The sequence below is a fragment of the Streptomyces nidicola genome (assembly GCF_050106155.1).
Taxonomy (GTDB): Bacteria; Actinomycetota; Actinomycetes; order Streptomycetales; family Streptomycetaceae; genus Streptomyces.
The window spans coordinates 1451849-1476820 of sequence record NZ_JBNBPI010000001.1; the positions used below are offsets into that span (position 1 = coordinate 1451849).

Below are 24972 nucleotides of genomic sequence, written 5' to 3' on the forward strand. Positions count from 1 at the left end.
GGGTGCGGTGGCGGCCCCTCCCCGGGGAGGCCGTACGGCCAGCGCCGCCGCCATCGCTGCGGGGCGCTACGACCAGCGGCGCAGTGCTCCCCGCGCCGGCAGTGCGATCGCGAGGAGCGTCAGCCCGCCCGCGGCCGCGGCGAACGATCCGTAGACCAGCGGGGGTGCGTACGGTGCCTCGCCGGTCATGCCGCTCATCATGGGGATCAGCGTGGCCGCGGCGATCGCGGTGCCGAGGAGGCAACGGCGAGCACGATCGGGGGACTTCCCGGAGCCGGACGGTCCCGTGATCGCGGTGAAGGTACCGCGGGGACGGCGAGGTCGACGTCCGCGAGCGCTTGGACGATGCCCCTCTTGTTCCTGCGCAGCCTCATGGTGCGACCTCTCGCGATCTTCTCGTGCTGACGGGTGAAGAGTGCGGGGACGACTGCGGGCCGCGCGTCATACCGGGGAGCCAATGTGGAGGTGATACCGCAGTAGGGGGTGTACGGGCGGTTGGCGTCGGCGCGGGTCTACTCGCCGAGGGTGACCAGCCCGGATTCGCAGGAGAAGGCGTCCACTTGTGCGCGGTCACGAAGGCGTTGCCCGAGGCGACAATGCGTACTGCCGCGAGCAGGTCGGTCGGTGGCGCGTCCTTCAGTAAGAAGCTGCTCGCGCCCGCCCGTAGCGCTTCGTAGACGTAGTCGTCCACGTCGCTCCGGGGTAGTGCGTATTCGAGGGGCGAGGCCATCCGCCGCCGTGTGCGGCGACAGACCGGGCACGGTGGGCGTCCGTCATACGGTGAGGTCTTCTGCGCGGTCACCTGCCACAACGTCACGGCGCACCGCTGCCGAGTCCGTTCCCGCGTCCCCTGTGCTGCTGACGGCCCGGAAGCCGATGGCGGCGGCGGCCAGGACAGTGGGTACCAACAGGAACGGTCCGCAGAAGACGAGCACCGTACCGACTACTCCGCAGCTCACCGCGGCGCTGATCCGCAGCAGGGTGCGGCCTCGCAACAGGACGGTCGCCGAGGCGAGTCCGGCGAGGGTGACCGCCGCCAGACAGGCAGAGGTGGCGCGCAGCAGGCCGTCCAGGCCGATGAGCCCGAGAGCCGCCGCCATCGTGATCGACACGGAGGCGAGCGTGACGACGGTGAGGCTGCGCCGGGGGACGCCGGCTCCGGTGGGTTGCGTGGTGATGCCGCGCGGCATGGCGCCTTGCCGCCCCAGGGCCTCACCGAGCCGGGAGGCTCCCGCGAGGTAGGCGTTGACCGCGCCGAAGGTGAGCAAGAGCGCGGCGGTCGCCGCGACGGCGCGGGCGGGTGCACCGAAGTCTTGTTCCAGCAGGAGCGTGAGCGGTGTGGTGGTGGTTGCGGCCCGCGGCCCGAGCACGCCGATGGTGACGTACGCGAGTCCCAGGTAGAGGACGCTGACGATCCCCCAGGCCAGCAGGGTCGCCCGGGGAAGGTCACGGCGCGGGGTGGAGAACTCCGCCGCGAGGTGACTGACGGCCTCCCAGCCCGCGAAAGCGAAGAACAAAATGCCGGCCGCGATCCCGACGGAGTTCCAGCCGTGGGGCAGGAAGGGAGCGAAGTGGGTCGGCTGGACATGAGTGCCGGAGACAGTGATCGTGACTGCCAGCAGGGCAGCCAGAAGTCCGACCATGAGCAGTTGCATCCGGCCCGACAAGCGCAGCCCGACGAGGTTGCTGCCATACGCCGCGGCCAGCACCAGCAGAGCGACCACCGAGGCCGCGGTCCGCCCCCACCCCGCGGCGACGGCCGCGTACTGTCCGCCGATGAGCGCCGCGGCCGGGACTCCCAGGGGGACGGCCCAGTAGAACCACCAGCCCACCGGCGCGGCCAGGAACGGCCCGAAGGCCCGGCCGGTGAAGGCAGCCACCCCGCCCCCGTCGGGATGCCGGGCGCTCAACGCCGCGAACACCCAGGCGATCGGCAGGCTCACTGCGACAAGGCCGAGCCACGCCACGATCGACGCCGGCCCGGCGGCCGCCGCTGCCGCCGATGTCAACGTCAGTGCCCCGGGCCCCAGCACCGCACCGATACACAGGGCCGTACCAGTACCGACCCCCAGGCCGGACTGCCTCTCCATCACACGTCTCCACTCGCTGGTTCGGCTGACGACGGCGAACGTAGAGCGATGGACAAGAGTTCAGGGTCTGAGCCGAAGGCAATTCGGCGCAGGGGCGAGAATGACGGTCATGGACGAACTTGATTCGCAGATCCTGGAACATCTGCAGCGCGATGCACGGATCACCAACAGGGAACTGGCCCGCACTTTGGGGATCGCCGCATCAACATGCCTGGAACGCACGCGCGCACTACGGCAGCGCGGAGTGATCACAGGCTTCCACGCGGCAGTTGACCTGCGCGCGCTCAACCGGCCCGTCCAGGCACTGCTGTCGATCCAAGTGCGCCCGCTCAGCAGAGACGTCATCGAGGGCTTCAAGGCGTACGTCAGCGAACTCCCGGAAGTTCTGTCCGTGTTCGTCATCGCGGGCAGCGAAGACTTCCTCGTCCACGTGGCCGTACCGGACGTCGACCATCTGCACGCCTTCCTGATGGACCGCTTCAGCCCGCGCCGCGAGGTCGTCAACTTCCGCAGCAACGTGATCTACCAGCACGTCAGCAGCACTCAGGTCGTCAGTCCTCTGCACGCCCCCACCAAGTAGCCGGCCCGCACGTGGACCGTGTCTCATGAGACATGGCAACGTCTGGTGAAGGACGGCGCCCTTGGGGCAGACCTCGGGGCAGAGCTCGGCGGGATCATCGCCAGGATGAACGGGTTCTTCCTGTTCAACGGTGGTGTCCAGGTTTTCCGCGCAGGCGAGGAAGGGCTCGGACCGGACATGCTCTCGTGGAACACCGGCGAGGTCTGGAAAGACACTTACGGCGGCCTGGCCGATGACCTGTTCTGCTTCGGGCAGGACCTTTTCGGCGCCCAGTTCGCCATTGTCGGTGACGAGGAAGTTGTTCGGTTCGATCCGGAAACCGCTGATGTGGAGCCCATCGGCACCAGCCTCGAGGACTGGGCGACGTGGCTGCAGTCGGATCCCGACGTCAATGGGGTCAACTCGTTCTCGTACGCCTTCCAGAAGGAGAACGGCGCCCTGAAGCACGGGGAACGTTTGATCCCGCGTCAATTCTTCGTCGGGGGCGGCTCCTACGCCTTCGACAGTCTGTCCGTCAAGGACGGCGCTGTCGCCATGCGGATTCGTGGCCCCCCTCGCGCAGCAGATTCATGACGCACCAGACGGCGCCACGATCCACCTCAGTGCGGCCCTACCGCCCACCGCGAACCCCTCCGGCTGACTCGCGGTTGCATGACGGCGATCGCGGGTCCGCTCTCCTCGCCCCGCTGCCACGAACTGTCCTGCGCCCGCACCGCGACTTCATGAATAGCCGTCACGCCGTCCGGTCCTGCCGGAGTCTCCTACGACGAATTCACCAACCTGGACACAGGAGTTGGGGTCCGGGGCAGCAGCACCGAACTCGCGCTGCCGACCGCCGCCCGCGCCCGAGCGTCACGGCGACTTCGGCCACCGCCCGCGAGGGCCACGGCGGCGGGTCGTGGGGCGACGCCGGTGGCGAGCGCCGCGCGGGCCGTGACATGCAGCGCCGCGTTGGCGCGCACGAGCTGACGGTCGGTGAGGCGGGTGAGCGGCGGCAGCGCGCCGCGGCAGAGGAGGAGGCGCCCCACCGCGGGTTGGGCTTTCAGCCATTCGCATTCCAGGGGTCCGTTCGCAAGTGGCGGTCGAAGAAGCGCTCGACCACGGCGGGTGTCAGCAGTGCCGGCCGTACGGTGCCGGGGTGCCGGGAGGAGTACGCGGTGGCGCTTCTCGGCCGCAGCTCCCAGTCGCCCGTGTTGAGGAAGCCGTGGTCGGCGCCGTGGACGAGCAGCAGGTGCGAATCGGCGCCTGCGGCGGTCAGGGCGTCGTGCAGGCGGACGCTCTGGCCGGGTCCGATGACGAGGTCGGCGTCGCCATGCAGGAGAAGGACGGGCGGCGCGGCCGGGTGGGCGTGGCGGGCGGGGCTTGCGGCGACGGCGGCTTCGGGCCGTTCGGCGGGTGGGCCGTCGAGCAGGCCCCACGCCGGGTCGGAGTCGTCCACCCCCAACACACCGCCGGGCAGGGCGTCTTCGTTGAGCCGGAGCAGATCGGTGGGCGGGTAGCCGGCCACCACCGCCCGGACGCCCGGCGAGGCGGGCGTGGTGGCGAGGGCTGCCAGCAGGGCGAGGTGGGCGCCGGCCGAACTGCCCCACAGGCCGATCGCGTCCGCGTCGATCCCGTACTCGTCGGCGAGGGAGCACAGGTGTCGCAACGCGGCCTGTACGTCGTGCAGTTGGGCGGGCCAGGGCGCGGTGTCGGAGGAGCGGTACTCGATGTCGGCCATGGCGTAGCCGCGCTCGGCGAAGAGGCGGGCGAGGCGTGGGCCGTTGCCGCGGCGCTGGTGGCGCCAGCCGCCTCCGGGGAACCAGACGATCAGCGGGGTCGGGGGCGCGTCGGCGGTGACTGCCTGCGGGAGGTAGAGGTCCATCCGCAGGTCCGCGTCCCCGTACGCGTCGCCGTCGGCGGCGGCGCGGGACGCGAGGTCGCGCACCACCCGCACCGCCATCGGTTCGACCCGTTCGGGCGGGGGCGGGGCCTGGCCGAGCCCTTCCATGAAGCGGCGCATGACCTCGGCGTTTCGGGCCGCCGCGCCCCGGGTGCGGTCAGCGGTCATCGGGGCGGCCCGCGGTGCCTGCCGTGCCGTTCGCGAGGAGCAGGGGGAGGGCGCGGCGCTTGCGCGCGCGGTGTTCCTCCAGGCGCCGCCGGTAGGCGGGGGCCAGCCGGTCCTGAGTCCATTCGTAGTCGTCGGCGAGGCTGATCTCGACGGCCGTGACGCCGGGCAGCGCGGCGAGGCGGGCCTGCGCCTCGCTCGCGAAGGAGCCGATGAGGACGCAACTGGGCTCGGTGACACCGACGGTGGCCGCGACCCGCCAGCCGCCCGTGTCTTCGAGTTCCTCCTGAACCCGGACCTCGCTGACGAGACCCATGTCGTCGAGGCCGGCCGGGACGCCCGCCGTGATGCTGCACGGGTCGACGATCTCGTTGAGGACGGCCCGGACCTGGGCTTCGGTGACGGTCACCGCGCACCTGCCGGGACCTCGTCGCCCACGGGCTCGATCCGGCCGCCCCACGGCGGCTGGAGCACATCCGTGTCGAACTCATCGCCGCGGATCCGCGCGCGCAGCTCGTTCTCGTCGATGCCGTGCAGGCGCAGGAAGTTGCGGCCCAGGATGCCGGTCTTGATGTCGCGGGTGAGGTCCGGCATGCCGTACTCCTCGACGAGGTCGCGGGGCATCTCGAAGTTCCAGAACGCCTCCAGGACGGGGCGCGGGTGCACCGCGTCGCAGCCGGTGGCCCAGATGATCCGGTCGCCCGCGCCGGCCGCGAGAAACGCGCCGATGGCCTCGGCGAAGCGCCGGGGTGCGTAGACGGCCATGAACGAGGTGGCTTCCAGGTTGACCCAGACGTTGGGGAACGACTCCAGTTGCAGGGCCGTCTCCTCGACGAAGGCCATCCCGCCGTGCACGACCTCGAACTGCAGGTCGGGGAAGGCGAGCGCGGCGGCCTCGACGTCGGCCATGCCGAGCGCGGAGCTGGGCCCCGGGCCGACCGGCAGCGCCTTGTGGATGGCGACGACCTTGATGCCGCGCTGCCGGGCCCGCTCGAACACGGGGAAGCAGACCTCCGGGTCGCCCATGTCCAGGGCGGTCACCCGGCCGTCGACGACGTCGATCGGGTACAGCTTGAGGGCGTTGACGCGGTGCTTCTCGACGAGTTCGTCGACGCGTTCGAGCACGCCGGGCCTCAGCGGTGACACGGCTCCGTAGATCAGCACGCGCTCGGGCCACTTCTCGCGCATCTCCAGGCCGATGTGCAGGGCGGAGCCGCCGTCCTTGAAGTGCCCGTAGATGGGGGTCTCGTGGAAGACGACGAGGTCGGTCTGGCTCTCGGCGAGCAGGGCGCGGCCGATGATGTCGGCGCCGGCGCCCTGCATGTAGGTGGAGCGTTCCAGGGTGTAGGCGGGGCCGCTGGTGCGCTTGTGGAGGCTGTAGAGGTGTTCGCCGATGGCGGCTCCGACGGGCGGTGTCACGCAGTTCTCGGGCCGGAAGTTGTAGTTGTGGGCCACGCCTTCGACGACGAGGTTGCCTTCTATCACTGCTCTTCTCCTCGGGAGGTGGGTGCGGGTGTGGGATGGTCCGGGGCGTTCAGGCGAGCAGCTCGGCGATCGCCCCGAGGGCGTCGCGGGCGAGCCGGTCGTCGGTGGCGGCGTCCGCTCCCCCGACGCCGATGCCGCCGATGACCTCGCCGTCGTCGACGCGGATCGGTACGCCGCCGGGGACGGGCAGCAGCTGGTCGTCGAGGAGACGGACGGGGGCGACGGCCATCGTGGGGCTCGCGGCGAGTTCGGCGAAGGCCGCGGTGGGCATGCCGGAGACGGCCGCGGTGTGCGCCTTGCGGCGTGCGGTCTCTACGCCGATGGGGCCGACGCCGTCGTCGGCGAGCAGCACCTTGCTGCCGCCGCTGCGGTCGGTGACGACGGCGCAGACGGCGAGTCCCCCGGTCCGGGCGGCTGCCAACGCGGCCTCGGCTGCGGTGTGCGCGATCTCGTAGGTCAGGGGCGCTCTCATGAGGTGCTCCCGTCGGCGGAGGCGACACCCGTTACACCCGTGACACCGGTGGCTCCGGTGGCTCCGGTGGCCGGCGGGATGCCGCGGATCAGATCGGAGGCCCGTTCGGCCACGGCGATGACGGTGGCGTTCACATTGGCGCCGGGGACCGTGGGCAGGACGGACGCGTCGACGACCCGCAGCCCGTCCACGCCGCGCACCCTCAACTCCGGGGTGACGACGGCCTGTTCGTCCGTGCCGATGGCGCAGGTGCCGCTCGCGTGGTTGCCCGGGTACGCGGCCTCGCGCAGGAAGGCGTCGAGTGCGGCGTCGGTCCGGCTCCCGGGATCCGGCATGCGGACCGCTTCGATCATCGGTGCGACGTCGGGCGCGGCGAGCAGTGCCAGGGTGGTGCGCACGATCTCGCGCAGGGCGGCGAGGTCCTCCGGTTCGGTGAGGAAGTTGTAGCGGATGCGCGGGGCATGGGCCGGGTCGGCGGAGCGCAGCCGCACCGTGCCCTTGGCGCGCGGGGTGGCGACGGCGTTGAGGGCGACGCAGTGGCGTGCGCGCAGGGGCTTGATGCCGGGGAACCAGGGGCGTGCGTCGAAGCCGCCGGCGAGGATGCCGAGGAACCCGTCGGGCCGGTCGAGCTCGGGGCGGGTGCGTACGTAGGCGGAGAGGAACTCGGGCATTTCGGCGAGCGGCCCCGTGCCCGTGAGGACCCAGCGCGCACCGTTGACGAGCAGCCGGTCGGCACGCAGGTGCTCGTGGAAGGTGACGGGTTCCTTGACGTCGAAGGCGACCGGGGCTGCGACGTGTTCCTGGAGGTTGGCGCCGACGCCGGGCAGCTCGGCCCGCGCTTCGATGCCGTGCTCCCGCAGGTGCGCGGCGGGCCCGATGCCCGAACGCAGCAGCAGCTGAGGCGAGTTGAAGGTTCCGGCGCTGAGGATGACTTCACGGGTGGCCCGGACCTCGCGGGTGGCGCGGACCTCGCGGCTGCGGCCCTCCTTGACCAGCCGCACACCGACCGCCCGCTCCCCCTCCAGCAGGACGGTGTCGACGAGGACTCCGGTGAGCAGGGTCAGGTTCGGGCGTCTGCGCAGGGCGGGGCGCAGATATGCGGCGGCGGTGCTGTGGCGGCGCCCGCGGTGCAGGGCGTTCTCGCACTGTCCTGCGCCGGTGGGGTCGCCGGTCTGGGTGTCGTCGGGGATGGTGATGCCCAGGGAGCGGGCCGCGCGGTCGAGGCGCTGCCCAAAGGGGCCTCGCTGGGGGGCAGTTGACACGGTGACGGGGCCGTAGCCGCCGTGGTGCTCGGTGTCGCCGCGCCAACTGCGTTCGGAGCGGCGGAAGTAGGGCAGCAGATCGTCCCAGCCCCAGCCGGTGGCACCGGCCTTGACCCAGTCGTCGTAGTCGAGGCGGTGGGCGCGGACATGGGTCGAGCCGTTGATCGATCCGGTGCCGCCGACCAGGCGACCGCGCGGCACGGGGACGCTGCGGCCGCCGAGGCCCGGCTCCGGCTCGCTCTCGTAGCCCCAGCCGATGCCGTCGCACCCCGACAACAGGCCGACGCCCGCCGGGAGTTGGACGAGCGGGTGACGGTCCTTGGGCGGCCCCGCCTCGACGAGCAGGACGCGGGCGGCCGGATCGGCGGACAGTCGGGCCGCCAGGACACAGCCGGCGGTTCCGGCACCGACCACGACGTAGTCGTACTCGGCACTGTTCTTCGTGCTCATGCGGAAGGTCCAGACATCGTCGTCTCCTTCGTGCAGGTGAAATGCGCGGACCGGCGCGGCCCCGCATCGCGGGCCGCCACCTCGGCGCGGCGTCAACGTAACAGCGCCTTCGCCGCCCCCGCCAGAGACTTGCAAGCATTTCATCAAACCAGGTCGGGCCCATTGACAGGATTTCATCAGGCCCCGTACAAACGGCGTCACCGCCTCAACGCCGAGGGAGACACCCGCATGACCGACACCCGTACGGACACCCCCATCCGGGCGGCCGGCGCCGCCGCGGACACCGGCACCGGATACGGCCGGAGCCCCGCCACTCACGACGCCCGCCTCACCGAGGTCGGCCCCGGCACCCCCATGGGCGAGGCGCTGCGCCGCCACTGGCATCCCGTCGCCCGCTCCGCAGGACTCACCTCCGACGTCCCGCACCGCGCCCGCCTGCTCGGCGAGGATCTCATCGTCTTCCGCGACGGACAGGGCCGGCCCGGTGTCGTCTTCGAACGCTGCGCGCACCGCGGCAGCAGCCTCTTCTACGGCCGGATCGAGGACGACGGCATCCGCTGCTGCTACCACGGGTGGAAGTTCGACGTGCAGGGCCGTTGCCTGCAACAGGCCTGCGAGAAGGACGGCGGCCTGCGCCGCGGCCTCGCCCGCCAGCCCTGGTACCCGGTCGAGGAGCGCTACGGCCTGGTCTTCGTCTACATGGGCCCGCCCGACCAGAAGCCGCCACTCCCCCGCTACGAGTGCCTGGAACCGCTCGGCGAGGGCGAGTCGTACCACACGGACTGGCTGGCTCCTGGGGCCCAAGTCCTGGGCCTGGAACAGGACTTCAACTGGCTCCAGATCTTCGAGAACGCCGTCGACCCCGTGCACGCCGCCTGGCTGCACTCGAACCACAGCGGCTTCCAGTTCGAGGGCACCGGCACGACCGGCTTCCCCGAGGGCTATTACGACCACACCACCGCCGCCGACCGCACCACGTACCACCGCACCGCGCACGGCGTGAAGTACACCTGGCGCTACCAGGACACCAAGGGGCCGGGCGGCGGGCCCGTCGACCTGGACTGGTCGGTCGAGTGCCTGCTGCCGAACATCATCGCGCTGCCCGACTTCGTGCGGACCGTGCCCGACGTCCGGCACGACATGCTGCTGTGGGTGGTGCCCGTCGACGACACCCACCACCGCCTGGTGTTCTCGCTGCGCTCGGCCGACCCGGAGCGCGCCTCGTCCTTCGTCTTCGGCATCAAGCAGAACGGCAAGAACGGCTGGGAGTTGAGCGAGGAGGAGCAGCAGCGCTTCCCCGGCGACTACGAGGCGCAGCGCTCGCAGGGTGACATCACCCGGCACTCCGAGGAGACCCTCGCCCCGTCCGACCGGGGTGTCGTCATGCTGCGCCGGATGCTGCGGGCGATGGTGGACGACGTCGAGGCGGGCCGCACCCCGGCGGGTGTCGCCGGGCCCGGGGAGCCGGCCCGCCGCGTGGAGGCCGGGCTCTTCACCCGCGCCGGGACCGGGTCCGAACCGTCGGTGCCGGCCGCGGCCCCGGGAGCGTGACCGGACCGTGAGCACCACCTGGACGGACGCGGTCGTCGTCGCCCGCCACGACACCACTCCGCGCATCGCGGTCTTCGACCTCGCCCGGACCGACGGCGGCGAGCTGTGGGCGTACGAGCCCGGCGCCCACATCGACGTGCAGCCGGACGCGTCGGCACCCGTCCGGCAGTACTCGCTGTGCGGGCCGCCCGGGCAGCACAAGCAGTACCGCATCGCGGTGCTCAACGAGCCCGCCTCGCGCGGCGGTTCACGGGCCATGCACGCCCTCGCCGAGGGTGACACCCTGCGCATCGCCGCGCCCCGCGACCGCTTCGGCCTCGCCCCCGCCGCCCGCCGCCACCTGCTCTTCGCGGGCGGCATCGGCATCACCCCGCTGCTGTCGATGGCGCAGGCCCTCGACGCCACGGGCGGCGACCACCACCTGCACTACTGCGCCCGCAGCCGCGCCGAGGCGGCCTTCGCCGCCGAACTCGCCGAACACCCCCGCGTCACCCTGCACTTCGACGACGCCCCGGCCCCGGCCGACCGCCTCGACCTGCCCCGCGACCTGGGGTCACCGGACGCGGACACGGCGGTCTACGTCTGCGGCCCCGGCGGCTTCATGGACCACGTACTGGAACAGGCGGCGGCCCTCGGCTGGCCGACGTCCGCCCTGCACACGGAACGGTTCAGCGCGGGTCCGACCGACGCGGGCGAGGGCGGGCCGGTCGGCGGGTTCACCGTCCGCCTCGCCTCGACGGGCGCGGAATACCCCGTGGCCGAGGACGAGAGCGTCCTGGACGTGCTCCACGCGCACGGCGTCGACGCGGCCTTCTCCTGCGGCCAGGGCATCTGCGGCGAGTGCATCGTGCGGGTGCGCGCCGGCGAACCGGACCACCGCGACGACGTCCTGACCGACGACGAGCGCGCCGCGGGGCTCTTCACCCCGTGCTCCTCGCGCTCGCACACCCCGACTTTGGAGCTCGACCTGTGACCACCACTCCCGCCGCCACCCCGGCCACGGTCGAGGAGGCGGAGGCCGCCTGGCGGGCGGCCCAGACCCTCCCCGACCCGGAACCGGCACTGCGCGCCCTGCTCCACCCCGAGTGCGTCATCGTGCACTCCCCCGTCGGCCACCAGCACGACGCGGACGCATGGTTGGGCTACGCGGCCCGGTTGGGCCGCACCAGCCAGGTGGACACCTTCGAGGTGACGGTGCGCAGGTTCGGCGCGACCGCCGTGGTGTCCTGCATCCAGGAGATGCGCGTCGCCTCCGTCCCTGACCTGCCCCCGTTCGTCATCCAGGCGGCGGTCACCCGCGTCTGGCACGACTCACCGACGCACGGCTGGCAACTCGCGCACCTCCAGATGGCGCGGCGGGTGCCACCGGGCTAGGCGGCTTCGCCAGGACCATCCATCCGTGAACCGGCGGCACGGATGGCGCGCCGCGCCGGAGCGACATGTGTTCGCAGGGTGATGTGCGGCATCAGGGCAAGGGCGCTGTCATCGTCGGCCGGAGGCGGGCGGGGGCTCGCGGATTCCGTCCAGGAGGTACGTGGTGCGGCGGTCGTAATCGGCCCGGGGAGGGCGCGTGCCGTGTTTGAGGGCGAGGGCGGTGTCGACGAAAAGCGCCTGGAGGTCGGCTGCCGTGAACTCCGGTCGCAGCGTGCCGGAGGCCCGCCCCGATGCGACGAGTTCGTCGTTGGCCTCGCTGCCGACCCGGCAGATCTCCATGAGCTGCCGCGCGTGCGGATACGTCTGCAACAGGACGTCGTTGACGGCGGGTTGGCGGTACTGGAGGTCGCGGAGCGCGGTGACGTAGTACGTGATCCGCTCGCCGATGTCGTCGATGGTCCGCGCGTGGTCGATGACGGCGAACAACTCCCTCGCGACGACCTCTTCGACGACGGCCTCGATGAGGCCGATCCGCCCGCCGAACCGGTTGAAGATCGTGGCCTTGCTGACCCCTGCCGCTTTGGCGACCTCCTCCAGCGGCACCGTCAGACCTCGCCCCTGGAAAGCGCCGATCGCAGCAGCGCGGATCTGCTCGGAATTGCGCCTGGCGTCGGCGCGCAGCCGGGGTTCAGAGTTCGCCGCACCGGCCAAGGCCCTCACCGTCCCTCTGTCCCGCGGTCGCCCATCGCCGCAACTTGACTCTCCGGGTCAGCCTACCTACGGTCGTCGACAGAGAGAAACTGACCAGCATGGTCAAGTTACGGTTCCGCCCGCGCCACCAGGACAGCCGGCGCGGGCGCACAGGGAGAGGCACGAACATGATCGTTGTCACCGGCGCCACCGGTGGGCTGGGCGGCGCCACCGTCGAGCACCTCCTTGCACGCGTGCCCGCCGAGCGGATCGGTGTCAGTGTCCGCGACACCGCCAAGGCGCGGCACTTCGCCGATCGCGGGGTGCGCGTGCGGCAGGGCTCCTACGAGGACCCGGACGCGCTGCGGGATTCGTTCGCCGACGCGGAGCAGGTCCTCGTGGTCTCCGGCGGGAAGCCGGGCGACGACATCGTCCACCTGCACCGCAATGCCATCGAGGCCGCGGTGGCGGCCGGAGCCCGGCGGATCCTCTACACGAGCCAGCACGGCGCCGTCCCCGGCAACCCGTACGCGCCGTCGGACATCCACATCGCCACCGAAGCGATCCTCGCCGAGTCCGGCGTGGCCTGGACCGCCCTGCGCAACGGCGCGTACGGCAGCCTGGACCAGGTGCTCGGCCCGTGGCAGCGGACCGGTGTGATCGCTCAGCCGAAGGACGGCCCCGTCCCCTACGTCGACCGTGACGAGGTGGCCGAGGCAACCGCGGCGATTCTCGCCGGCGACCGTTCCTTCGACGGTCCCGTCAACCTGACCGCGCCGACCGCCGTCACCTTCGACGATGCCGCCCGGATCGCCTCTGATCTCACCGGCGGCACCGTCGAGCGCATCGTCGTGGACGACGAACAGTGGATGGCCGACCAGATCTCGGCCGGTGTGCCGGAGCAGGTGGCCCGGTTCCTGCTCGGCTGGTTCGAGGCCGGCAGCGCGGGCTACTTCGCGCAAGCCGACCCCCTGCTGGCCGAACTCCTCGGCCGCGAGCCCCGCTCCGTAGCGGACCGACTGGCGGCCCAGATCGCCGACTGAGGCTTCACGGTGGTCCTAGGTCCACCCCCGGTAGGGGTGTTGGACCGATGGTGGGGTCAACGGGCCGTTCCTAGCGTTGTGTTCATGATGGATGACACGAACGAACAGCGAAAAGGTGCCACCCGACGGACGGCCCTGCGGGGGCTGGGACTCGCGGCGGGAGGCATGGCGCTGGCCACCGGACTCGGAACCTCGCCGGCCGCGGCGGGCCCGCGTCGCGGGCCCGCGACGTACGTGCTGGTGCACGGCACCCACAGCGCCGGCGCGTTCTGGATGCCGATCGCGCGGGAACTGGTGCTGCGTGGCCACCGCGTCGTCATGGTGGACCAGCCGCGGCACGGCGCGGAGGCTTTCGTGGCCGCGTCGTACCAGCGGCAGGACCTCACGGCGATGGCGGTCGAGCCCTCCCCGCTGAAGGGCCTCGGCCTCGACGACTACGAGGCGCGCGTCACGGGCATCGTGCGGCAGGCCGCACGGAACGGCCCGGTGGTGCTGGTCGGGCACAGCCTGGGTGGTGTGTCGGTCAGCCGTGTCGGCGACGCCGTCCCGCACCTGCTTCACCACATCTGCTACATGGCGGCCTTCTGCCCCAGCCGCGCCCTTCCCACGGCGGACGCCTGCACGGCGGCACCCGAGAACGCGAACGCCGTCAGCCCGGTGGAGCTGACGGTGGGTGACCCGGACCGGCTCGGGGTGTTGCGGCTCAACTTCCGTACGGGCGTCAGCGGCGAGTTGGCCCTCCTGAAGGAGATGATCTGCGCCGACTACCCCGACGCCGACTTCCGCCGGGTCCTGGCCGGCATGCAGACCGACGAGCCCGTCGCCGCCTACGCGGGCCGAGCGGTCGGCCGGGCCGGCACCTGGGGTCGTATCCCCCGCACGTACCTGCGTTTCGGCAAGGACCGTACGATCGCGACCGCGCTCCAGGACAGAATGATCGCGGAAGCCGACGCGTCCACCCCCGGCAACGGCTTCCGCATGCACGATTTCCCTGAGGCATCACACGTCGGCCCGCTGGATCCCACCCCGGTCGCGGACGCCTTGGACGCGCTCGCGAGGTAGGGGCCGGGTTCCGTACGGCGGCGGCATCTTGATGCGGTCGGGAGATCCGGTCAGCCGATGGTGAAGCGCTGGTTCTGGGCGCCTCGGTCGCAGCGTGCAGTGCGGTAGTAGCCGTCGTCCTGCTGGTAGAGACAGCGGCCCGTGCCGACGCTTTGGAGCATGATGGCGCTGCGGGCGGCGGGCCGTACGGTGCGCCATTTCTGGTAAGAGCCGCCGTTGCAGCGCAGGGGGTAGACGTCGCCCCGGTCATTGCTGTCGAGGCAGCGGCCCCAGAAGTTGTTCTTGAGAGTGGTGCTGGTGTTGAGGCGGCCGTTCCACTGCCACAGGAGGCTGCCGCGTCCGGTGGTGCAGCGGTCGCCCTTGAGGCCGGTTTCGTCGGTCTCGCGCAGGCAGTCACCGTAGCGGTAGTTCGCGAAGCGGCTGGTGGCGGTGGCGGCCGAGGCGGATGTGGGGGTGAGGAGGGGAAGGGCGAGGGCGGCTGCGGCGATGAGGGCGGCGAAGGCTTTCCGGTTCGGGCGGCGCATGGGGGTCTCCTTGCGGTGGTTTTCGGAGGTACCTCGGCAGGATCCCCGAACACCACCGCTTACACCTGAAATACGGTCAAAACCACCGGAACGAGCCGCTCATGTCGGCCGATCCGGGATCCGGTCCGGGGACGCCGCTGGGTCGACCACTGATCGGACAGCAACATCCGATCACCGATCGGACAGCGACATCCGATCAATTGGCCGCCCCATCAAAGAGACACGTTCCATCCGCCAAAGAGACACGCTCCATCCGCGCATCCCCTCAGGCCCCGGGCCCGGGCCCGGGTGCGGAACCGGTCTCCTCGCCGCTCTCCCCCACCGCCGCCGACTCACCGAACGCGACCTCCGCCAGTGCGGAGATCATCCGGGCCACCTGCTCGGAGTAGTGATCGGTGAACTCCTGTGACGCCGGGTCCTGTTGGGTGAACTCGCGGGCGATCCACGGCAGTATCACCGGCGCGATCGACGCGGCGAAGAAAGCCAGTGACACCGCGCCGACATCGAGGTCGGAGCGGAACTCGCCGCGGGCCTGCCGGGCACGCAACTCCTCGACGGTCTTGAACAGTTCGGCCGCACGGTCGTCCTCGGCAGGGGGCCGGGCGCCGAACTCCTCGCGGGCCAGCGTGCGCGCCCAGTCGGGGTCCTCGTGCGCCATCTGCACATAGCGCTGAACGGCTTCGGCGTACGGGAGCGCGTGCGTGAGCGGCATGGATGTCTCCAGCCACTGCTCGCTCAACGCCTCGTAGAGGCCCCGCTTGCCGCCGAAGTAGTAGGTGATCAGCTGGTGGCTGACGCCCGCGGCCTTCGCGATCTGCACGACCCGCGCACCGTCGAAGCCGTGGGCCCCGAACTCCGCGGTGGCCGCGGCGAGAATGGCACGCCTCGTACGCACCGGGTCACGCCGGCGCCCGGGATCCTCGGGGCTCCTCCGGCGCTGCCGCTTGCCTGACGTCGTCTCCTCCGCTGCCACGGGATCGACCCTACCTCCGCGGCTGAGCGGCACATCGAGAGCCGTGGACCGCGGTCACTTGGCGGCCCTCGCCGTCGCTCGGCCGGACCGCGGCGACACCGCCGACGCCCTGCCCCGCTCCACGGCGGGGCGGACGCTCAAGCACTCTCGTGCGCGGCACCTCCGGCGCCCTCGATGTTCTCGCGCTCGATGCCGAGCCGGCGGATCGCCGCCTCCATGTGGTCGTGCAGGATCTCCTGGGCCGCCGCCGCGTCGCCGCGCTCGATCGCGTCGGCGATCGGGGCGTGTGCGCCGGGTGACATGGCCTCGTCGCGGAGCTCGTCGCCCGCGCTCATGATCGCCACCCGCATGGGTCCCTCGAGCTGCTTCCAGGTGCGCAACAGCATGGAGTTGCCCGCGAGTTCGCACAGCAGCAGGTGGAATCCGAGGTCGGCCTCGACCTTGGCCGCCAGGTCGGCGTCGGCCTCGAAGGTGCGCTGGAGCTGGTCGAGCGCCTCCCGCAGGGCCTGAGCCGACCGCTTCCGCTGCGGGGACGCGATCAGCTGCGCCACCGCCAGACCTTCCAGCGCCTCCCGTACCTGGAACAACTCCCGCACCTCGGTGGGCGAAAGCTGCGAGACCCGCAGCATGCCCCGCGCGCCCGCGGTGACCAGACCTTCCTGCTGCAGATGACGCAGCGCTTCCCGCACCGTGCCCCGGCTGACCGAGAGCCGGTCCGCGATCTCCACCTCGCCGAGGTGATCACCGGGCCGGTACTGGCCGGTCGTGATGGCCGTACGCAACGCCACGAGCGCGCGCTCCCGCAGGGTGGTGGTGCGGGTGAGGCTGGTTAGCGTCTGACCAGGCACGGTCGAACCCTCCTTGGACTGCTCCGGCCGTCATCGTAGCCCGAAGCAAGCAGCGAGTGTTAACAGTCGACACTGTTCCACATCGATCCCTCCGCACGGGTTGACAGCACCGCCGCACGCATTGAGCATCATCTCTCGTCTGCCGACTGTTAACAGTCAGCAGTCGGGAGTGCGAGGGAGCCGCCCACGCCCGATCAAGGAGGATCGCCATGCCCGAATCCATGCCGCGTCCGGGGCCCGGCCAGGAGGCCGGGGCCGCGCAGGGCTCGCCGGACCGGATGCGGGTCGCCGTCGGCTCCGGTGTCGGCGCGACCATCGAGACGTACGACTTCATCGGTTTCGGCACCGCCGCCGCCCTCTACTTCGGCGACGTGTTCTTCCCCGACTCCGACCCGCTCTCGGCCACCCTGCTGTCCTTCGCCACCCTCGGAATCGGCTTCGCGGCCCGCCCGTTGGGCGGCGTCATCGCCGGACACCTCGGCGACCGCATCGGCCGCAAGCCCGTCCTGGTCGCCTCGCTCCTGACGATGGGCGTCGCGACCGTCCTCATCGGCTGCCTGCCGACGTACCAGACGGTCGGTGTCTGGGCGCCGGTCCTGCTCGTGCTCGTCCGCGTGATCCAGGGGCTGGCCTTCGGCGCCGAGTGGGGTGGCGCGATCCTGATGTCCTTCGAGCACGCGCCGTGGCGCCGGCGCGGTCAGTACACGGGCATCACCCAGGCGGGATTCCCCGTCGGCCTGCTCCTCGCCAACCTCGCCTTCCTCGTGAGCGGCCACACGCTCGACGACAACTGGGCCTGGCGGGTGCCGTTCCTGCTCAGCGCCGTCCTGATCGTCGTCGGCATCGTGATCCGCCTCAAGGTCGACGAGTCGCCGCAGTTCGAGGAGTTGAAGCAGTCCGGCGAGGTCGTCAAGAACCCGCTGCTCACGGTGGTGTGCGAGGACTGGCGCAACATCCTGCGGGCCTTCTCGCTGCGGATCGCCGAGACCGCCGGCTACGCCGTGTCGATCACCTTCGTCCTGTCCTACCTCGACGACGGCACCGCCCCGGACATCTCCGGCAGCACCAGCCTCCTGGCCCTCGTGGTCGCCGCGGCGCTCGGCATCGCCGCCACCGTCCTGTGGGGCCGCCTGTCCGACCGCGTCGGCCGCCGACCCGTCTATCTCTTCGGCTGCGCGTTCAGCGTCGTCTGGGGCCTCCCCCTGTTCCTGCTGGTCAACACCGAGGCCGCCGTGCTCGTCATGGCCGCCTTCGTGGTCAGCTACGTCGTCTGCCAGAACTCCCTGGCGGGCGTCCAAGGCGCCTGGTTCTGCGAGCTGTTCGCGACGAAGACCCGCACGGCCGGCACATCACTGGCCTATCAACTCTCCGCCGTCGTCTCCGGTTTCACCCCGATGATCGCCACGGCCCTCTACTCCGCCACCGGCTGGACCGGCCCCGCGCTGCTGTTCAGCGGCTGCGGGCTGGTCGGCCTGGTGGCGGCGCTGGTGACCCGCGAGACCTGGGGCCCCGGCGAGCGCACCGACGCCGAAGGCCGGTCGAGCCGCCCCGAACCCGACGCGCAGCTCGCCGCCGCGGACGCGTCCCGCTGACACCGCCCCCTCCCCGCCCCTTGAGCCCACCACCTCTGAGGAGAACCGCATGACCACCGCAACCACCCCCCGTACGGCCGTCATCACCGGTGCCGGGTCCCGCCGCGGCATCGGCCGCGCCACCGCGCACGCGCTCGCCGCATCGGGCTATCACGTCGCCGTCCTGGACCTGGACAAGGAGGCCGCGCTCGACGTCGCCCAGGAGGTAGCCGACCGGCACGGCGTCCAGGCGCTCGGCCTCGCCGCCGACGTGACGGACCCCGCCGCCGTGGACGCCGCGATCGGAGAGGTCGAGGCCGCGCTCCCGCCCATCGGCGCCCTGGTCAACAACGCGGGCATCACCTCGCCGGTCCGCTTCCTGGACGTCACCCCCGCCGAATGGGACCGGATCTTCGACGTCAACGTACGCGGCAGCTTCCTGGTCACCCAGCGAGTGGCGGCCGGGATGGCGGAGCGCGGCTTCGGGCGCATCGTCTTCCTGTCGTCCGTCTCCGCGGAGCGCGGCGGTGGTGTGTTCGGCGGCGTGGCCTACTCCGCGGCGAAGGCCGGCCTCCTCGGCTTCGCCCGCGCCCTCGCCCGCGAACTGGGCCCCGCCGGCGTCACGGCGAACTGCGTCGCACCCGGCCTCATCGACACCGACATCACCCAGGGCAAGCTCGACGAGGACCGCAAGGCCGCCATGATCGCCGACGTCCCGGTGCGCCGGATCGGCGAGGTCGAGGACGTGGCCGACGTGATCGCCTTCCTGACCCGTCCCGAGTCGGGCTACCTGACGGGCGTGACGTACGACGTCAACGGTGGCTCGCACATCCACTGAGCCGGTGACGCACACCGTCCACCTCCGCCGATTCGTCGGCCACCTCCCCCTCTCCCCACCCCCATCTCCCATCCCCGAGAAGGTCCGATGACTGCCACAACCGTGACCGGGGCCCGCGACACGGCCCGCACCCTCGCCGAGCGCGTCGCCCATGTCGGCGAGGCCGCGTACCGCATGCGCCACCACGTCCTGACCATGGGCGAAGGACAGGGCCAGGGCTACGTCGGCCAGGCCCTCGGCGCCGCCGACACGCTCGCCGCCGTCTACACCGACCAGTTGCGGCTGCGCCCCGAGGATCCCGAGTGGTCCGGCCGCGACCGCTTCCTGCTCTCCACCGGCCACTACGCGATCGGCCTCTACGCCGCGCTCGCCGAGGCCGGCACCATCCCCGTCGACGAACTCGCCACGTACGGCACCGACGACTCCCGCCTGCCGATGTCCGGCATGGCCTCGTACACGCCCGGCATGGAGATCTCCGGCGGCTCGCTCGGGCACGGACTGACCGTCGCCGTCGGCATCGCCCTCGGCCTGCGCCACCAGAGCAACCCCGCCCGGGTGTTCAACTTCCTCTCCGACGGCGAACTCGACGAGGGTTCCACGTGGGAGGCGGCCATGGGCGCCCACCACCACAAGCTCGGCCATCTCACCGCCCTGGTCGACATGAACGCCCTCCAGGCCGACGGCGCCACCGACACCGTGCTCTCCATCGAGCCGGCCAAACAGAAGTGGCAGGCCTGCGGCTGGTTCACCCAGCGCGTCGACGGCAACGACGTCGAGGCCCTGCTGCGCGCCCTGGACGCGGCCGCCGAGCAGGCCGCCGCCGAAGGCCGGCCCTCCGTGATCCTTTGCGACACCCGTATCGGACGCGGGGTCCCGCTCCTGGAGAACCGCGAGAAGGCCCACTTCATGCGGATCGAGGAGCACGAATGGGAGATCTGCCGACAGCAGCTGACGGCCGGTCACGACGCCGCGGCCACCAACGGAACGGAAGCCTGACCATGACTACGACTACGACGGCCACTGCCACCGCAACTGCCGCACAGCCCAAGCGACTTACCACCTCGGCGATGATCGCTTCCTTCGCCGACCCCGGCCAGCGCACCTCCCCGGCCCCCTTCGGCAAGGCGCTCGCCGAACTCGCCGAGAGCGACCGGCGGATCGTCGGCCTCACCGCCGACCTCGGCAAGTACACCGACATGCATGTCTTCGCGCAGGCGCACCCCGACCGGTTCTTCCAGATGGGCATGGCCGAGCAGTTGCTGTTCGGCGCGGCGGCCGGCATGGCGGAGACGGGCCTCGTCCCGTTCGCGTCGACGTACTCGGTGTTCGCGGGCCGTCGCGCGTACGACTTCATCTGCCTGGACATCGCCGAGCCGAACCTCAACGTCAACATCGTCGGCGGCCTGCCTGGTCTGACCACGGGCTACGGGCCCAGCCACCAGGCCACCGAGGACGTCGCGATCTTCCGCGGCATGCCCAACCTCACCATCGTCGACCCGTGCGACGCCCTCGACATCGAGCAGGCCGTCCCGCAGCTCGCCGCCCACGACGGTCCCACCTATCTGCGCCTGCTGCGCGGCAAGGTGCCCCTCGTGCTCGACGAGTACGACTACGCCTTCGAGCTCGGCAAGGCCAAGGTGCTGCGCGGCGGCCGGGACGTCGTCCTCGTCTCCAGCGGCCTGATGACCATGCGCGCGCTCCAGGCGGCGGAGAAGCTCGCCGCTCACAACGTCGACGTGGCCGTGGTGCACAGTCCGACGCTCAAGCCGTTCGACGAGGAGACCGTGCTGCGCGAACTGGCGGGTGACCGGCTCGCGGTGACGTTGGAGAACCACACGGTCGTCGGCGGCCTCTTCGAGACCGTCGCCTCCGCCGTCGTGCGCACCGGCCTCGGCAAGCCCGTCCTGCCGATCGCTCTGCCGGACGAGTTCATCGACGCGGGCGCCCTCCCGACCTTGCACGACCGGTACGGTCTGGCCGCGGACCGGATCGTCGAGAAGGTACTCAAGTCACTCTGAGGCACCAAAGGGCGGGCGGATCGTCGGCAGGCAGCGGCAGGACGGTGCCGGCCGACACCGCCCTCATACCGCGAGGGCAACGGGCGGCCGCCGCGGGCCAGACAGGGATCCAGCACGGATGCCATAGGGGGCGGCCGCCAGGCAGTGGGCGCGGGAACTGGCCCGGGCTTTGCAGGTGCTCGTCCCTCATCCGTTGAATGCGGCGTTCGTCTGCCACCCTCCACGCCACATACTCGCGGCGGACGATGTCGGGGCTGCTGAACCGGTGGAAGCCCGAGAGCACGAATTCGCCAGCTCCGTCATCACGACGTGCGTGCGGGCTCCGTTCCCGTGCCGCAAGGGCCAGGGACGGAGCAGCGTCCTCATCGCCTCGGCCAGGGGACGGGGCAATGAGGACAGGGCCTACCTCAGCCGTGACTGATGACGACCTTGCCGAAGTGACCCCGATTTTCGACGCCGGCGAACACCTCCGGAGCCTCTTCGAACGCGATGACGCGGTCGATGACCGGGGTCAGGCGGTGTCGGGCGATGTCCCTGTTCATCTCCTCGAAGTCGCTTCGGCTGCCGACACTTACGGACCTGAGAGTCGCCGCGCGCTGAAAGAAGCGTGTCAGTTCCATGCCGCCGCCCGACGCGAGGTTGCCGACCAGGGCGATCTGCCCTCCGTAGGCGACGGCCTCCACGGACTGGGCAACGGTTTCGGCGCCGCCGCCGATTTCTACGATGCGGTCGACGCCGCCGTCGGTCAGCGCGTGCACCCGGGCGCCCCACTCCCGCGTACTGGTGTAGTCGACGACGTCGGACGCGCCGAGGGCGCTGAGGCGGCGGGCCTTCTCGGCGCTGGACGTCGTGGCCAGCACACGTGCGCCCTGCGAGCGGCCGAATTGCAGCGCGAAGAGTGACACGTTTCCCGAACCCTGGACCAGCAGCGTGTCCCCCGGACCCACACCGCGCACGGCCGACCACGCTGTCAGAGCGGCGCACGGCAGCGTGGCCGCCTCCTCGAAGGACAGCCGGTCCGGCACCGCCACCAGACTCTGCTCGTCAACGGCAACGTACTGAGCCAGCCATCCATCACGTTGCGTGCCACGCAGCTCACCCCACCCCGGGAACCGGCCCTGCACCCAGTCCGGATGGAAGGTACCCATGACACTGTCCCCGACCCCGAACCGCGTGACTCCCTCTCCAACGGCCTCCACGACGCCCGCGCCGTCGGAGAGCGGGATGCGTCCCGCCGGCACGGGGACGGCGTACCTGCCCGCGACGATGACGCGATCACGGGCGTTCACGGAAGTGGCCATCACTCGTACGAGCACTTGACCGGCGGACGGACGCGGCGTCGGGCGCTCGGTCGAGGCCGTCAGCCCGCCGCCCGCCTTTATGTGAAAAGAGCGCATCTGCTGCTACTCCACCCTTTCGTTCGGCGATGCACACCAGACTAGGAACGCATGGCTGGACGCGTTGTATCTTGGGGTCCGCTGTTTGGTGCAGATCGTCCAGGAGAACGGAGGGCGGAGGGCGGATGGACCCGATCGACGACCTCCTCGCCACGATGAAGGTCGAGGACGCCCGATACGTGCGCGTGGACGCCCACGCCCCGTGGGGCATCTCGTTTCCCCCGCGACACCTCGCCCGGCTGGTACTGGTCGCCAGCGGCTCGTGCCAACTGGAAGCAGACTCGCTGGACCAACCACAGTGGCTGGAGAAGAACGACTGCCTTCTGGTGCGCGCCGGTGTGGGGTTCACGCTCCAGGACGCTCCGGGCCGCGAGGTCACCGACTGCGACGGCCTCACCTTCCACGAATCGGACCACTCGGCGAGAGCAGGCGGCGAGGGCGAGCTGACCCGCATCGTGTCCACGCGATTCGCCTTCGACGCGGTCGCGGCCGAGCCCCTCTTCGCGCTGCTGCCACCACTGTTCAGGCTGAATCTGGACGACACCGCAAGCCGGCTCCTGCGCACCACCTTCGACCTGATCGCCCGAGAGAACTCGGCGGACGGCCTCGGCAGTGGCTTCATCATGAGCCGCCTGTCCGACGTGCTCTTCGTCCAGGCACTGCGCGCCTGTTGCACGGATGTCAGGAGCGGCACCGTCGGCTGGATCGCCGCGCTGCGCGAGCCACGCCTGGCGTCCGCCATGCGGCAGTTGCACGCGGACCTGTCCCACCCCTGGACGGTCGAGGAACTCGCCCACGCGGCAGGGATGTCTCGTTCGGCGTTCGCCGCCCTGTTCAAGGAGAAGACGGGAGACACTCCCCTGGGCCACCTCACGGCATGGCGCATGTACCGAGTGAAGGTCCTGCTCCGCGATACGCCCCTGAGCATTCAGGAAATCGCCGTCCAGGTCGGCTACGACACCGGAACCTCACTGAGCCGCGCCTTCACCAAAAGAGAAGGCGTCTCCCCCGGGACCTGGCGAACGCAGAGGGAACCGAAGACCCTGCCCCGTGCGGAACTGCCCGACTGAGCCGGCCCACCGCCGCACCGCCGCACCACTCGTGCACCGGTCGTACTCGCCCTGGCGCTCTCCTCTTCGGCCGACGCGTACGGAGCGCCGAGCACGCAAAGGCAGCGGCATGACGACATAACGCACCCTCAAACTTCCAGTACTTTCCCGGGGTTGAGGATCCCGTGCGGATCGAGAGCCGCCTTGATGCCCTGATGAACGCGCACACCGGCCGGTCCGAGTTCCTTGGCGAGCCAGTCGCGCTTGAGCAGGCCCACACCGTGTTCGCCGGTGATGGTGCCGCCCAGGCGCAGGCCGAGGTCCATGATCGCGCCGAACGTCTCGTGGGCGCGCCGTACTTCGTCGGCGTCGTCGCGGTCGAAGATGACGTTGGGGTGGACGTTGCCGTCACCGGCGTGGGCGACGCAGGTGACCAACAGGCCGTGCCGTTCGGAGAGTTCGGCGATCCCGTCGATCATCTCGGCGAGCCGGCCCCGCGGCACGCACACGTCGTCGGCCAGATAGGCGCCGAGCCGTTCGGTCGCGATGCCGACCAAACGGCGCCCCGCAAGGAGGAGTTCGGCCTCGGCGGCATCCTCGGCGATCACGGTGGTACCGCCGTGCGCCTCGGCGATGTCGGCGAAGCGGCGCAGATCGGCCGGGGCCGCCTCGCCGCCCCGGTCGGACTGGGCGATGAGCACGGCGCCGGCATCGTCCGGGAAGCCGAGGTCGCGGTACGCGCTGACCGCGTCGATGCTGGGCCGGTCCATGAACTCCAGGAGGCTGGGCCGCGGACCACTGCTCATGTACGCGGGGACGACCGCGCATGCGGCGGTCGTGGTCGGGAAGAACGCCACGGCGGTCAGCGGGCGTTCGGCGGCGGGCCGCAGCCCGACGGTGATCTCGGTGATGACACCGAGGGTGCCTTCGGATCCTACGAAGAGGTGGGTGAGGTCGTAACCGGCGACGCCCTTGGCGGTGGTGCGGCCGGTGTGCAGCACGCTGCCGTCGGCCAGGACCACGGTGAGCCCGCGCACGAAGTCACCGGTCACGCCGTACTTCACACAGCACAGGCCGCCCGCGTTCGTGGCCGCGTTGCCGCCGAGTGTGGAGGATTCCCAGGAGGACGGGTCCGGCGGATAGAACAGGCCGTGCTCGGCGACGGCCCGCGACAAGTCGGCGTTGACGACACCTGCTTCGACCCGCGCGACCTGCTCGACGTCGTCGATGTCGAGAATCCGGGTCATGCGCTCCACGGACAGCAGGACGCACCCGTCGACCGCGTTCGCCCCGCCCGACAGCCCCGTGCGGGCGGCCTGCGGCACCACGGGCACGCGGTGCTCGTTGGCGATCCGCAGCGTCGCCGCCACCTCGTCGGTGGTACGGGCCCGCACCAGGGCGGCCGGTGTGCCACTGGGGCAGAACGGCGCGTGATCGGTGCTGTGCGCGGCCAGCACATCGGGATCGACGGTGACCGCTTCGGCGGGCAGCGCGGCAAGCAGCGCGTCGAGGGCGGGCCCGAGAGCGGCGGTTTCGGTGGCGGATGCGGTCAAGGCGGCCTCCAGCGGACGGGCGGGTACGGCGCGGCGGGGACGGGTGACCCGCCCGTGCACGGAGCAAGGGTCGACCGGTCCTGATCCGGATCGGT

General features: G+C 71.1%; 25 protein-coding genes and 2 pseudogenes. 12 read left to right on the forward strand and 15 right to left on the reverse strand.

The features are described from left to right. Nucleotides 1–66 precede the first annotated feature (66 nt). The 3 genes and pseudogenes from ACOKM3_RS06875 to ACOKM3_RS06885 all read right to left on the reverse strand — a co-directional run. A pseudogene (locus ACOKM3_RS06875) lies at nt 67–240 on the reverse strand (ABC transporter permease); the annotation flags it as partial. Nucleotides 241–571: 331 nt separating this feature from the next. Then, nucleotides 572–700 (reverse strand): annotated as a pseudogene (locus ACOKM3_RS06880) (DNA-binding response regulator); the annotation flags it as partial. Nucleotides 701–773: 73 nt separating this feature from the next. Further along, a complete protein-coding gene (locus ACOKM3_RS06885) occupies nt 774–2090 on the reverse strand; it encodes an APC family permease (RefSeq protein ID WP_426897975.1) in 1317 nt (438 codons plus the stop codon). Between the two features lie 109 nt (nt 2091–2199). Between ACOKM3_RS06885 and ACOKM3_RS06890 the strand changes: the two genes are divergently transcribed. Next, complete coding sequence (locus tag ACOKM3_RS06890) at nt 2200–2670, forward strand: Lrp/AsnC family transcriptional regulator (RefSeq protein ID WP_426897977.1); 471 nt, start codon at nt 2200–2202, stop codon at nt 2668–2670. Between the two features lie 105 nt (nt 2671–2775). After that, on the forward strand, nt 2776–3243 hold the full coding sequence (locus ACOKM3_RS06895) for an SMI1/KNR4 family protein (RefSeq protein WP_426897979.1): 468 nt from the start codon (nt 2776–2778) through the stop codon (nt 3241–3243). Between the two features lie 188 nt (nt 3244–3431). Here ACOKM3_RS06895 and ACOKM3_RS06900 read toward each other — a convergent pair whose 3' ends face one another. The 6 genes from ACOKM3_RS06900 to ACOKM3_RS06925 are packed head-to-tail and all read right to left on the reverse strand — an operon-like array spanning nt 3432 to nt 8386. Next, on the reverse strand, nt 3432–3698 hold the full coding sequence (locus ACOKM3_RS06900) for a hypothetical protein (RefSeq protein WP_426897981.1): 267 nt from the start codon (nt 3696–3698) through the stop codon (nt 3432–3434). A 14-nt stretch (nt 3699–3712) separates the two neighbouring features. Next, nucleotides 3713–4720 (reverse strand): alpha/beta hydrolase fold domain-containing protein, encoded by a 1008-nt coding sequence (locus ACOKM3_RS06905; RefSeq protein ID WP_426897983.1) that lies wholly within the window; start codon nt 4718–4720, stop codon nt 3713–3715. Beyond that, the gene (locus ACOKM3_RS06910) at nt 4710–5126 is read right to left on the reverse strand and encodes a metal-sulfur cluster assembly factor (protein ID WP_426897985.1); all 417 of its coding nucleotides are present in this window, start codon (nt 5124–5126) and stop codon (nt 4710–4712) included. The genes ACOKM3_RS06905 and ACOKM3_RS06910 overlap by 11 nt, the downstream gene beginning before the upstream one ends. Next, nucleotides 5123–6202: an amidohydrolase family protein gene (locus tag ACOKM3_RS06915; RefSeq protein WP_426897987.1), complete on the reverse strand. Its 1080-nt coding sequence runs from the start codon at nt 6200–6202 to the stop codon at nt 5123–5125. The genes ACOKM3_RS06910 and ACOKM3_RS06915 overlap by 4 nt, the downstream gene beginning before the upstream one ends. A 49-nt stretch (nt 6203–6251) precedes the next feature. Continuing rightward, nucleotides 6252–6674: a GlcG/HbpS family heme-binding protein gene (locus ACOKM3_RS06920; protein WP_426897989.1), complete on the reverse strand. Its 423-nt coding sequence runs from the start codon at nt 6672–6674 to the stop codon at nt 6252–6254. Continuing rightward, the gene (locus ACOKM3_RS06925; RefSeq protein WP_426897991.1) at nt 6671–8386 is read right to left on the reverse strand and encodes a GMC family oxidoreductase; all 1716 of its coding nucleotides are present in this window, start codon (nt 8384–8386) and stop codon (nt 6671–6673) included. Before ACOKM3_RS06925 ends, ACOKM3_RS06920 begins: the two co-directional genes overlap by 4 nt. A 228-nt stretch (nt 8387–8614) precedes the next feature. On the opposite strand from ACOKM3_RS06925, the gene ACOKM3_RS06930 reads away from it, so the two are divergent. Genes ACOKM3_RS06930 through ACOKM3_RS06940 form a run of 3 tightly spaced genes read left to right on the forward strand, consistent with a single transcriptional unit; the run spans nt 8615 to nt 11311 of the window. Beyond that, nucleotides 8615–9937, forward strand: coding sequence for a Rieske 2Fe-2S domain-containing protein (locus tag ACOKM3_RS06930; protein WP_426897993.1), 1323 nt, complete (start codon nt 8615–8617; stop codon nt 9935–9937). A gap of 7 nt (nt 9938–9944) precedes the next feature. Next, nucleotides 9945–10910: a PDR/VanB family oxidoreductase gene (locus ACOKM3_RS06935; protein ID WP_426897996.1), complete on the forward strand. Its 966-nt coding sequence runs from the start codon at nt 9945–9947 to the stop codon at nt 10908–10910. Further along, a complete protein-coding gene (locus ACOKM3_RS06940; RefSeq protein WP_426897998.1) occupies nt 10907–11311 on the forward strand; it encodes a nuclear transport factor 2 family protein in 405 nt (134 codons plus the stop codon). The genes ACOKM3_RS06935 and ACOKM3_RS06940 overlap by 4 nt, the downstream gene beginning before the upstream one ends. Nucleotides 11312–11419: 108 nt before the next feature. Here ACOKM3_RS06940 and ACOKM3_RS06945 read toward each other — a convergent pair whose 3' ends face one another. After that, nucleotides 11420–12031, reverse strand: coding sequence for a TetR/AcrR family transcriptional regulator (locus ACOKM3_RS06945; RefSeq protein ID WP_426898000.1), 612 nt, complete (start codon nt 12029–12031; stop codon nt 11420–11422). Nucleotides 12032–12189: 158 nt separating this feature from the next. Between ACOKM3_RS06945 and ACOKM3_RS06950 the strand changes: the two genes are divergently transcribed. Both ACOKM3_RS06950 and ACOKM3_RS06955 read left to right on the forward strand, forming a co-directional pair. Then, complete coding sequence (locus ACOKM3_RS06950; protein ID WP_426898002.1) at nt 12190–13044, forward strand: NAD(P)H-binding protein; 855 nt, start codon at nt 12190–12192, stop codon at nt 13042–13044. Nucleotides 13045–13122: 78 nt separating this feature from the next. Beyond that, nucleotides 13123–14106 carry an alpha/beta hydrolase gene (locus ACOKM3_RS06955; RefSeq protein ID WP_426898004.1) on the forward strand — a complete coding sequence of 328 codons (984 nt, stop codon included), beginning with the start codon at nt 13123–13125 and terminating at the stop codon, nt 14104–14106. 50 nt (nt 14107–14156) lie between these two features. Here the strand turns inward: ACOKM3_RS06955 and ACOKM3_RS06960 are convergent, their stop codons facing one another. From ACOKM3_RS06960 to ACOKM3_RS06970, 3 genes are all read right to left on the reverse strand, one after another. Further along, nucleotides 14157–14630: an RICIN domain-containing protein gene (locus ACOKM3_RS06960; RefSeq protein WP_426898006.1), complete on the reverse strand. Its 474-nt coding sequence runs from the start codon at nt 14628–14630 to the stop codon at nt 14157–14159. 265 nt (nt 14631–14895) lie between these two features. After that, on the reverse strand, nt 14896–15603 hold the full coding sequence (locus ACOKM3_RS06965) for a TetR/AcrR family transcriptional regulator (RefSeq protein ID WP_426898008.1): 708 nt from the start codon (nt 15601–15603) through the stop codon (nt 14896–14898). Between the two features lie 137 nt (nt 15604–15740). Beyond that, nucleotides 15741–16451: a GntR family transcriptional regulator gene (locus ACOKM3_RS06970; protein WP_426898010.1), complete on the reverse strand. Its 711-nt coding sequence runs from the start codon at nt 16449–16451 to the stop codon at nt 15741–15743. Nucleotides 16452–16660: 209 nt separating this feature from the next. Here ACOKM3_RS06970 and ACOKM3_RS06975 point away from each other — a divergent pair, with 209 nt between their 5' ends. The 4 genes from ACOKM3_RS06975 (at nt 16661) to ACOKM3_RS06990 (ending at nt 20878) form a co-directional block, all read left to right on the forward strand. Further along, nucleotides 16661–18043: an MFS transporter gene (locus ACOKM3_RS06975; protein ID WP_426898012.1), complete on the forward strand. Its 1383-nt coding sequence runs from the start codon at nt 16661–16663 to the stop codon at nt 18041–18043. Nucleotides 18044–18092: 49 nt separating this feature from the next. Continuing rightward, nucleotides 18093–18860 (forward strand): SDR family NAD(P)-dependent oxidoreductase, encoded by a 768-nt coding sequence (locus tag ACOKM3_RS06980; protein ID WP_426898014.1) that lies wholly within the window; start codon nt 18093–18095, stop codon nt 18858–18860. An 87-nt stretch (nt 18861–18947) separates the two neighbouring features. Further along, complete coding sequence (locus ACOKM3_RS06985; protein ID WP_426898016.1) at nt 18948–19856, forward strand: transketolase; 909 nt, start codon at nt 18948–18950, stop codon at nt 19854–19856. Between the two features lie 71 nt (nt 19857–19927). Next, a complete protein-coding gene (locus ACOKM3_RS06990) occupies nt 19928–20878 on the forward strand; it encodes a transketolase family protein (RefSeq protein ID WP_426898018.1) in 951 nt (316 codons plus the stop codon). Nucleotides 20879–21285: 407 nt separating this feature from the next. Here the strand turns inward: ACOKM3_RS06990 and ACOKM3_RS06995 are convergent, their stop codons facing one another. After that, nucleotides 21286–22275, reverse strand: a complete 990-nt coding sequence (locus ACOKM3_RS06995) for a zinc-dependent alcohol dehydrogenase family protein (RefSeq protein ID WP_426898020.1) — start codon at nt 22273–22275, stop codon at nt 21286–21288. A gap of 125 nt (nt 22276–22400) precedes the next feature. Between ACOKM3_RS06995 and ACOKM3_RS07000 the strand changes: the two genes are divergently transcribed. Then, on the forward strand, nt 22401–23345 hold the full coding sequence (locus tag ACOKM3_RS07000; protein WP_426898022.1) for an AraC family transcriptional regulator: 945 nt from the start codon (nt 22401–22403) through the stop codon (nt 23343–23345). 128 nt (nt 23346–23473) lie between these two features. On the opposite strand, the gene ACOKM3_RS07005 is transcribed toward ACOKM3_RS07000, so the two are convergent. Further along, the gene (locus ACOKM3_RS07005) at nt 23474–24877 is read right to left on the reverse strand and encodes an FAD-binding oxidoreductase (RefSeq protein WP_426898024.1); all 1404 of its coding nucleotides are present in this window, start codon (nt 24875–24877) and stop codon (nt 23474–23476) included. Nucleotides 24878–24972: the final 95 nt, after the last annotated feature.

Excerpts from the sequence above, each read along its gene's own strand:
- ACOKM3_RS06885 (WP_426897975.1), bottom strand. The coding sequence starts at position 2,090 with ATGGAGAGGCAGTCCGGCCTGGGGGTCGGTACTGGTACGGCCCTGTGT.
- ACOKM3_RS07000 (WP_426898022.1), top strand. The coding sequence starts at position 22,401 with ATGGACCCGATCGACGACCTCCTCGCCACGATGAAGGTCGAGGACGCC.
- ACOKM3_RS06895 (WP_426897979.1), top strand. The coding sequence starts at position 2,776 with ATGAACGGGTTCTTCCTGTTCAACGGTGGTGTCCAGGTTTTCCGCGCA.
- ACOKM3_RS06980 (WP_426898014.1), top strand. The coding sequence starts at position 18,093 with ATGACCACCGCAACCACCCCCCGTACGGCCGTCATCACCGGTGCCGGG.
- ACOKM3_RS06930 (WP_426897993.1), top strand. The coding sequence starts at position 8,615 with ATGACCGACACCCGTACGGACACCCCCATCCGGGCGGCCGGCGCCGCC.
- ACOKM3_RS06925 (WP_426897991.1), bottom strand. The coding sequence starts at position 8,386 with ATGAGCACGAAGAACAGTGCCGAGTACGACTACGTCGTGGTCGGTGCC.
- ACOKM3_RS06920 (WP_426897989.1), bottom strand. The coding sequence starts at position 6,674 with ATGAGAGCGCCCCTGACCTACGAGATCGCGCACACCGCAGCCGAGGCC.
- ACOKM3_RS06890 (WP_426897977.1), top strand. The coding sequence starts at position 2,200 with ATGGACGAACTTGATTCGCAGATCCTGGAACATCTGCAGCGCGATGCA.
- ACOKM3_RS06985 (WP_426898016.1), top strand. The coding sequence starts at position 18,948 with ATGACTGCCACAACCGTGACCGGGGCCCGCGACACGGCCCGCACCCTC.
- ACOKM3_RS06960 (WP_426898006.1), bottom strand. The coding sequence starts at position 14,630 with ATGCGCCGCCCGAACCGGAAAGCCTTCGCCGCCCTCATCGCCGCAGCC.
- ACOKM3_RS06950 (WP_426898002.1), top strand. The coding sequence starts at position 12,190 with ATGATCGTTGTCACCGGCGCCACCGGTGGGCTGGGCGGCGCCACCGTC.
- ACOKM3_RS06905 (WP_426897983.1), bottom strand. The coding sequence starts at position 4,720 with ATGACCGCTGACCGCACCCGGGGCGCGGCGGCCCGAAACGCCGAGGTC.
- ACOKM3_RS06990 (WP_426898018.1), top strand. The coding sequence starts at position 19,928 with ATGATCGCTTCCTTCGCCGACCCCGGCCAGCGCACCTCCCCGGCCCCC.
- ACOKM3_RS06995 (WP_426898020.1), bottom strand. The coding sequence starts at position 22,275 with ATGCGCTCTTTTCACATAAAGGCGGGCGGCGGGCTGACGGCCTCGACC.
- ACOKM3_RS06975 (WP_426898012.1), top strand. The coding sequence starts at position 16,661 with ATGCCCGAATCCATGCCGCGTCCGGGGCCCGGCCAGGAGGCCGGGGCC.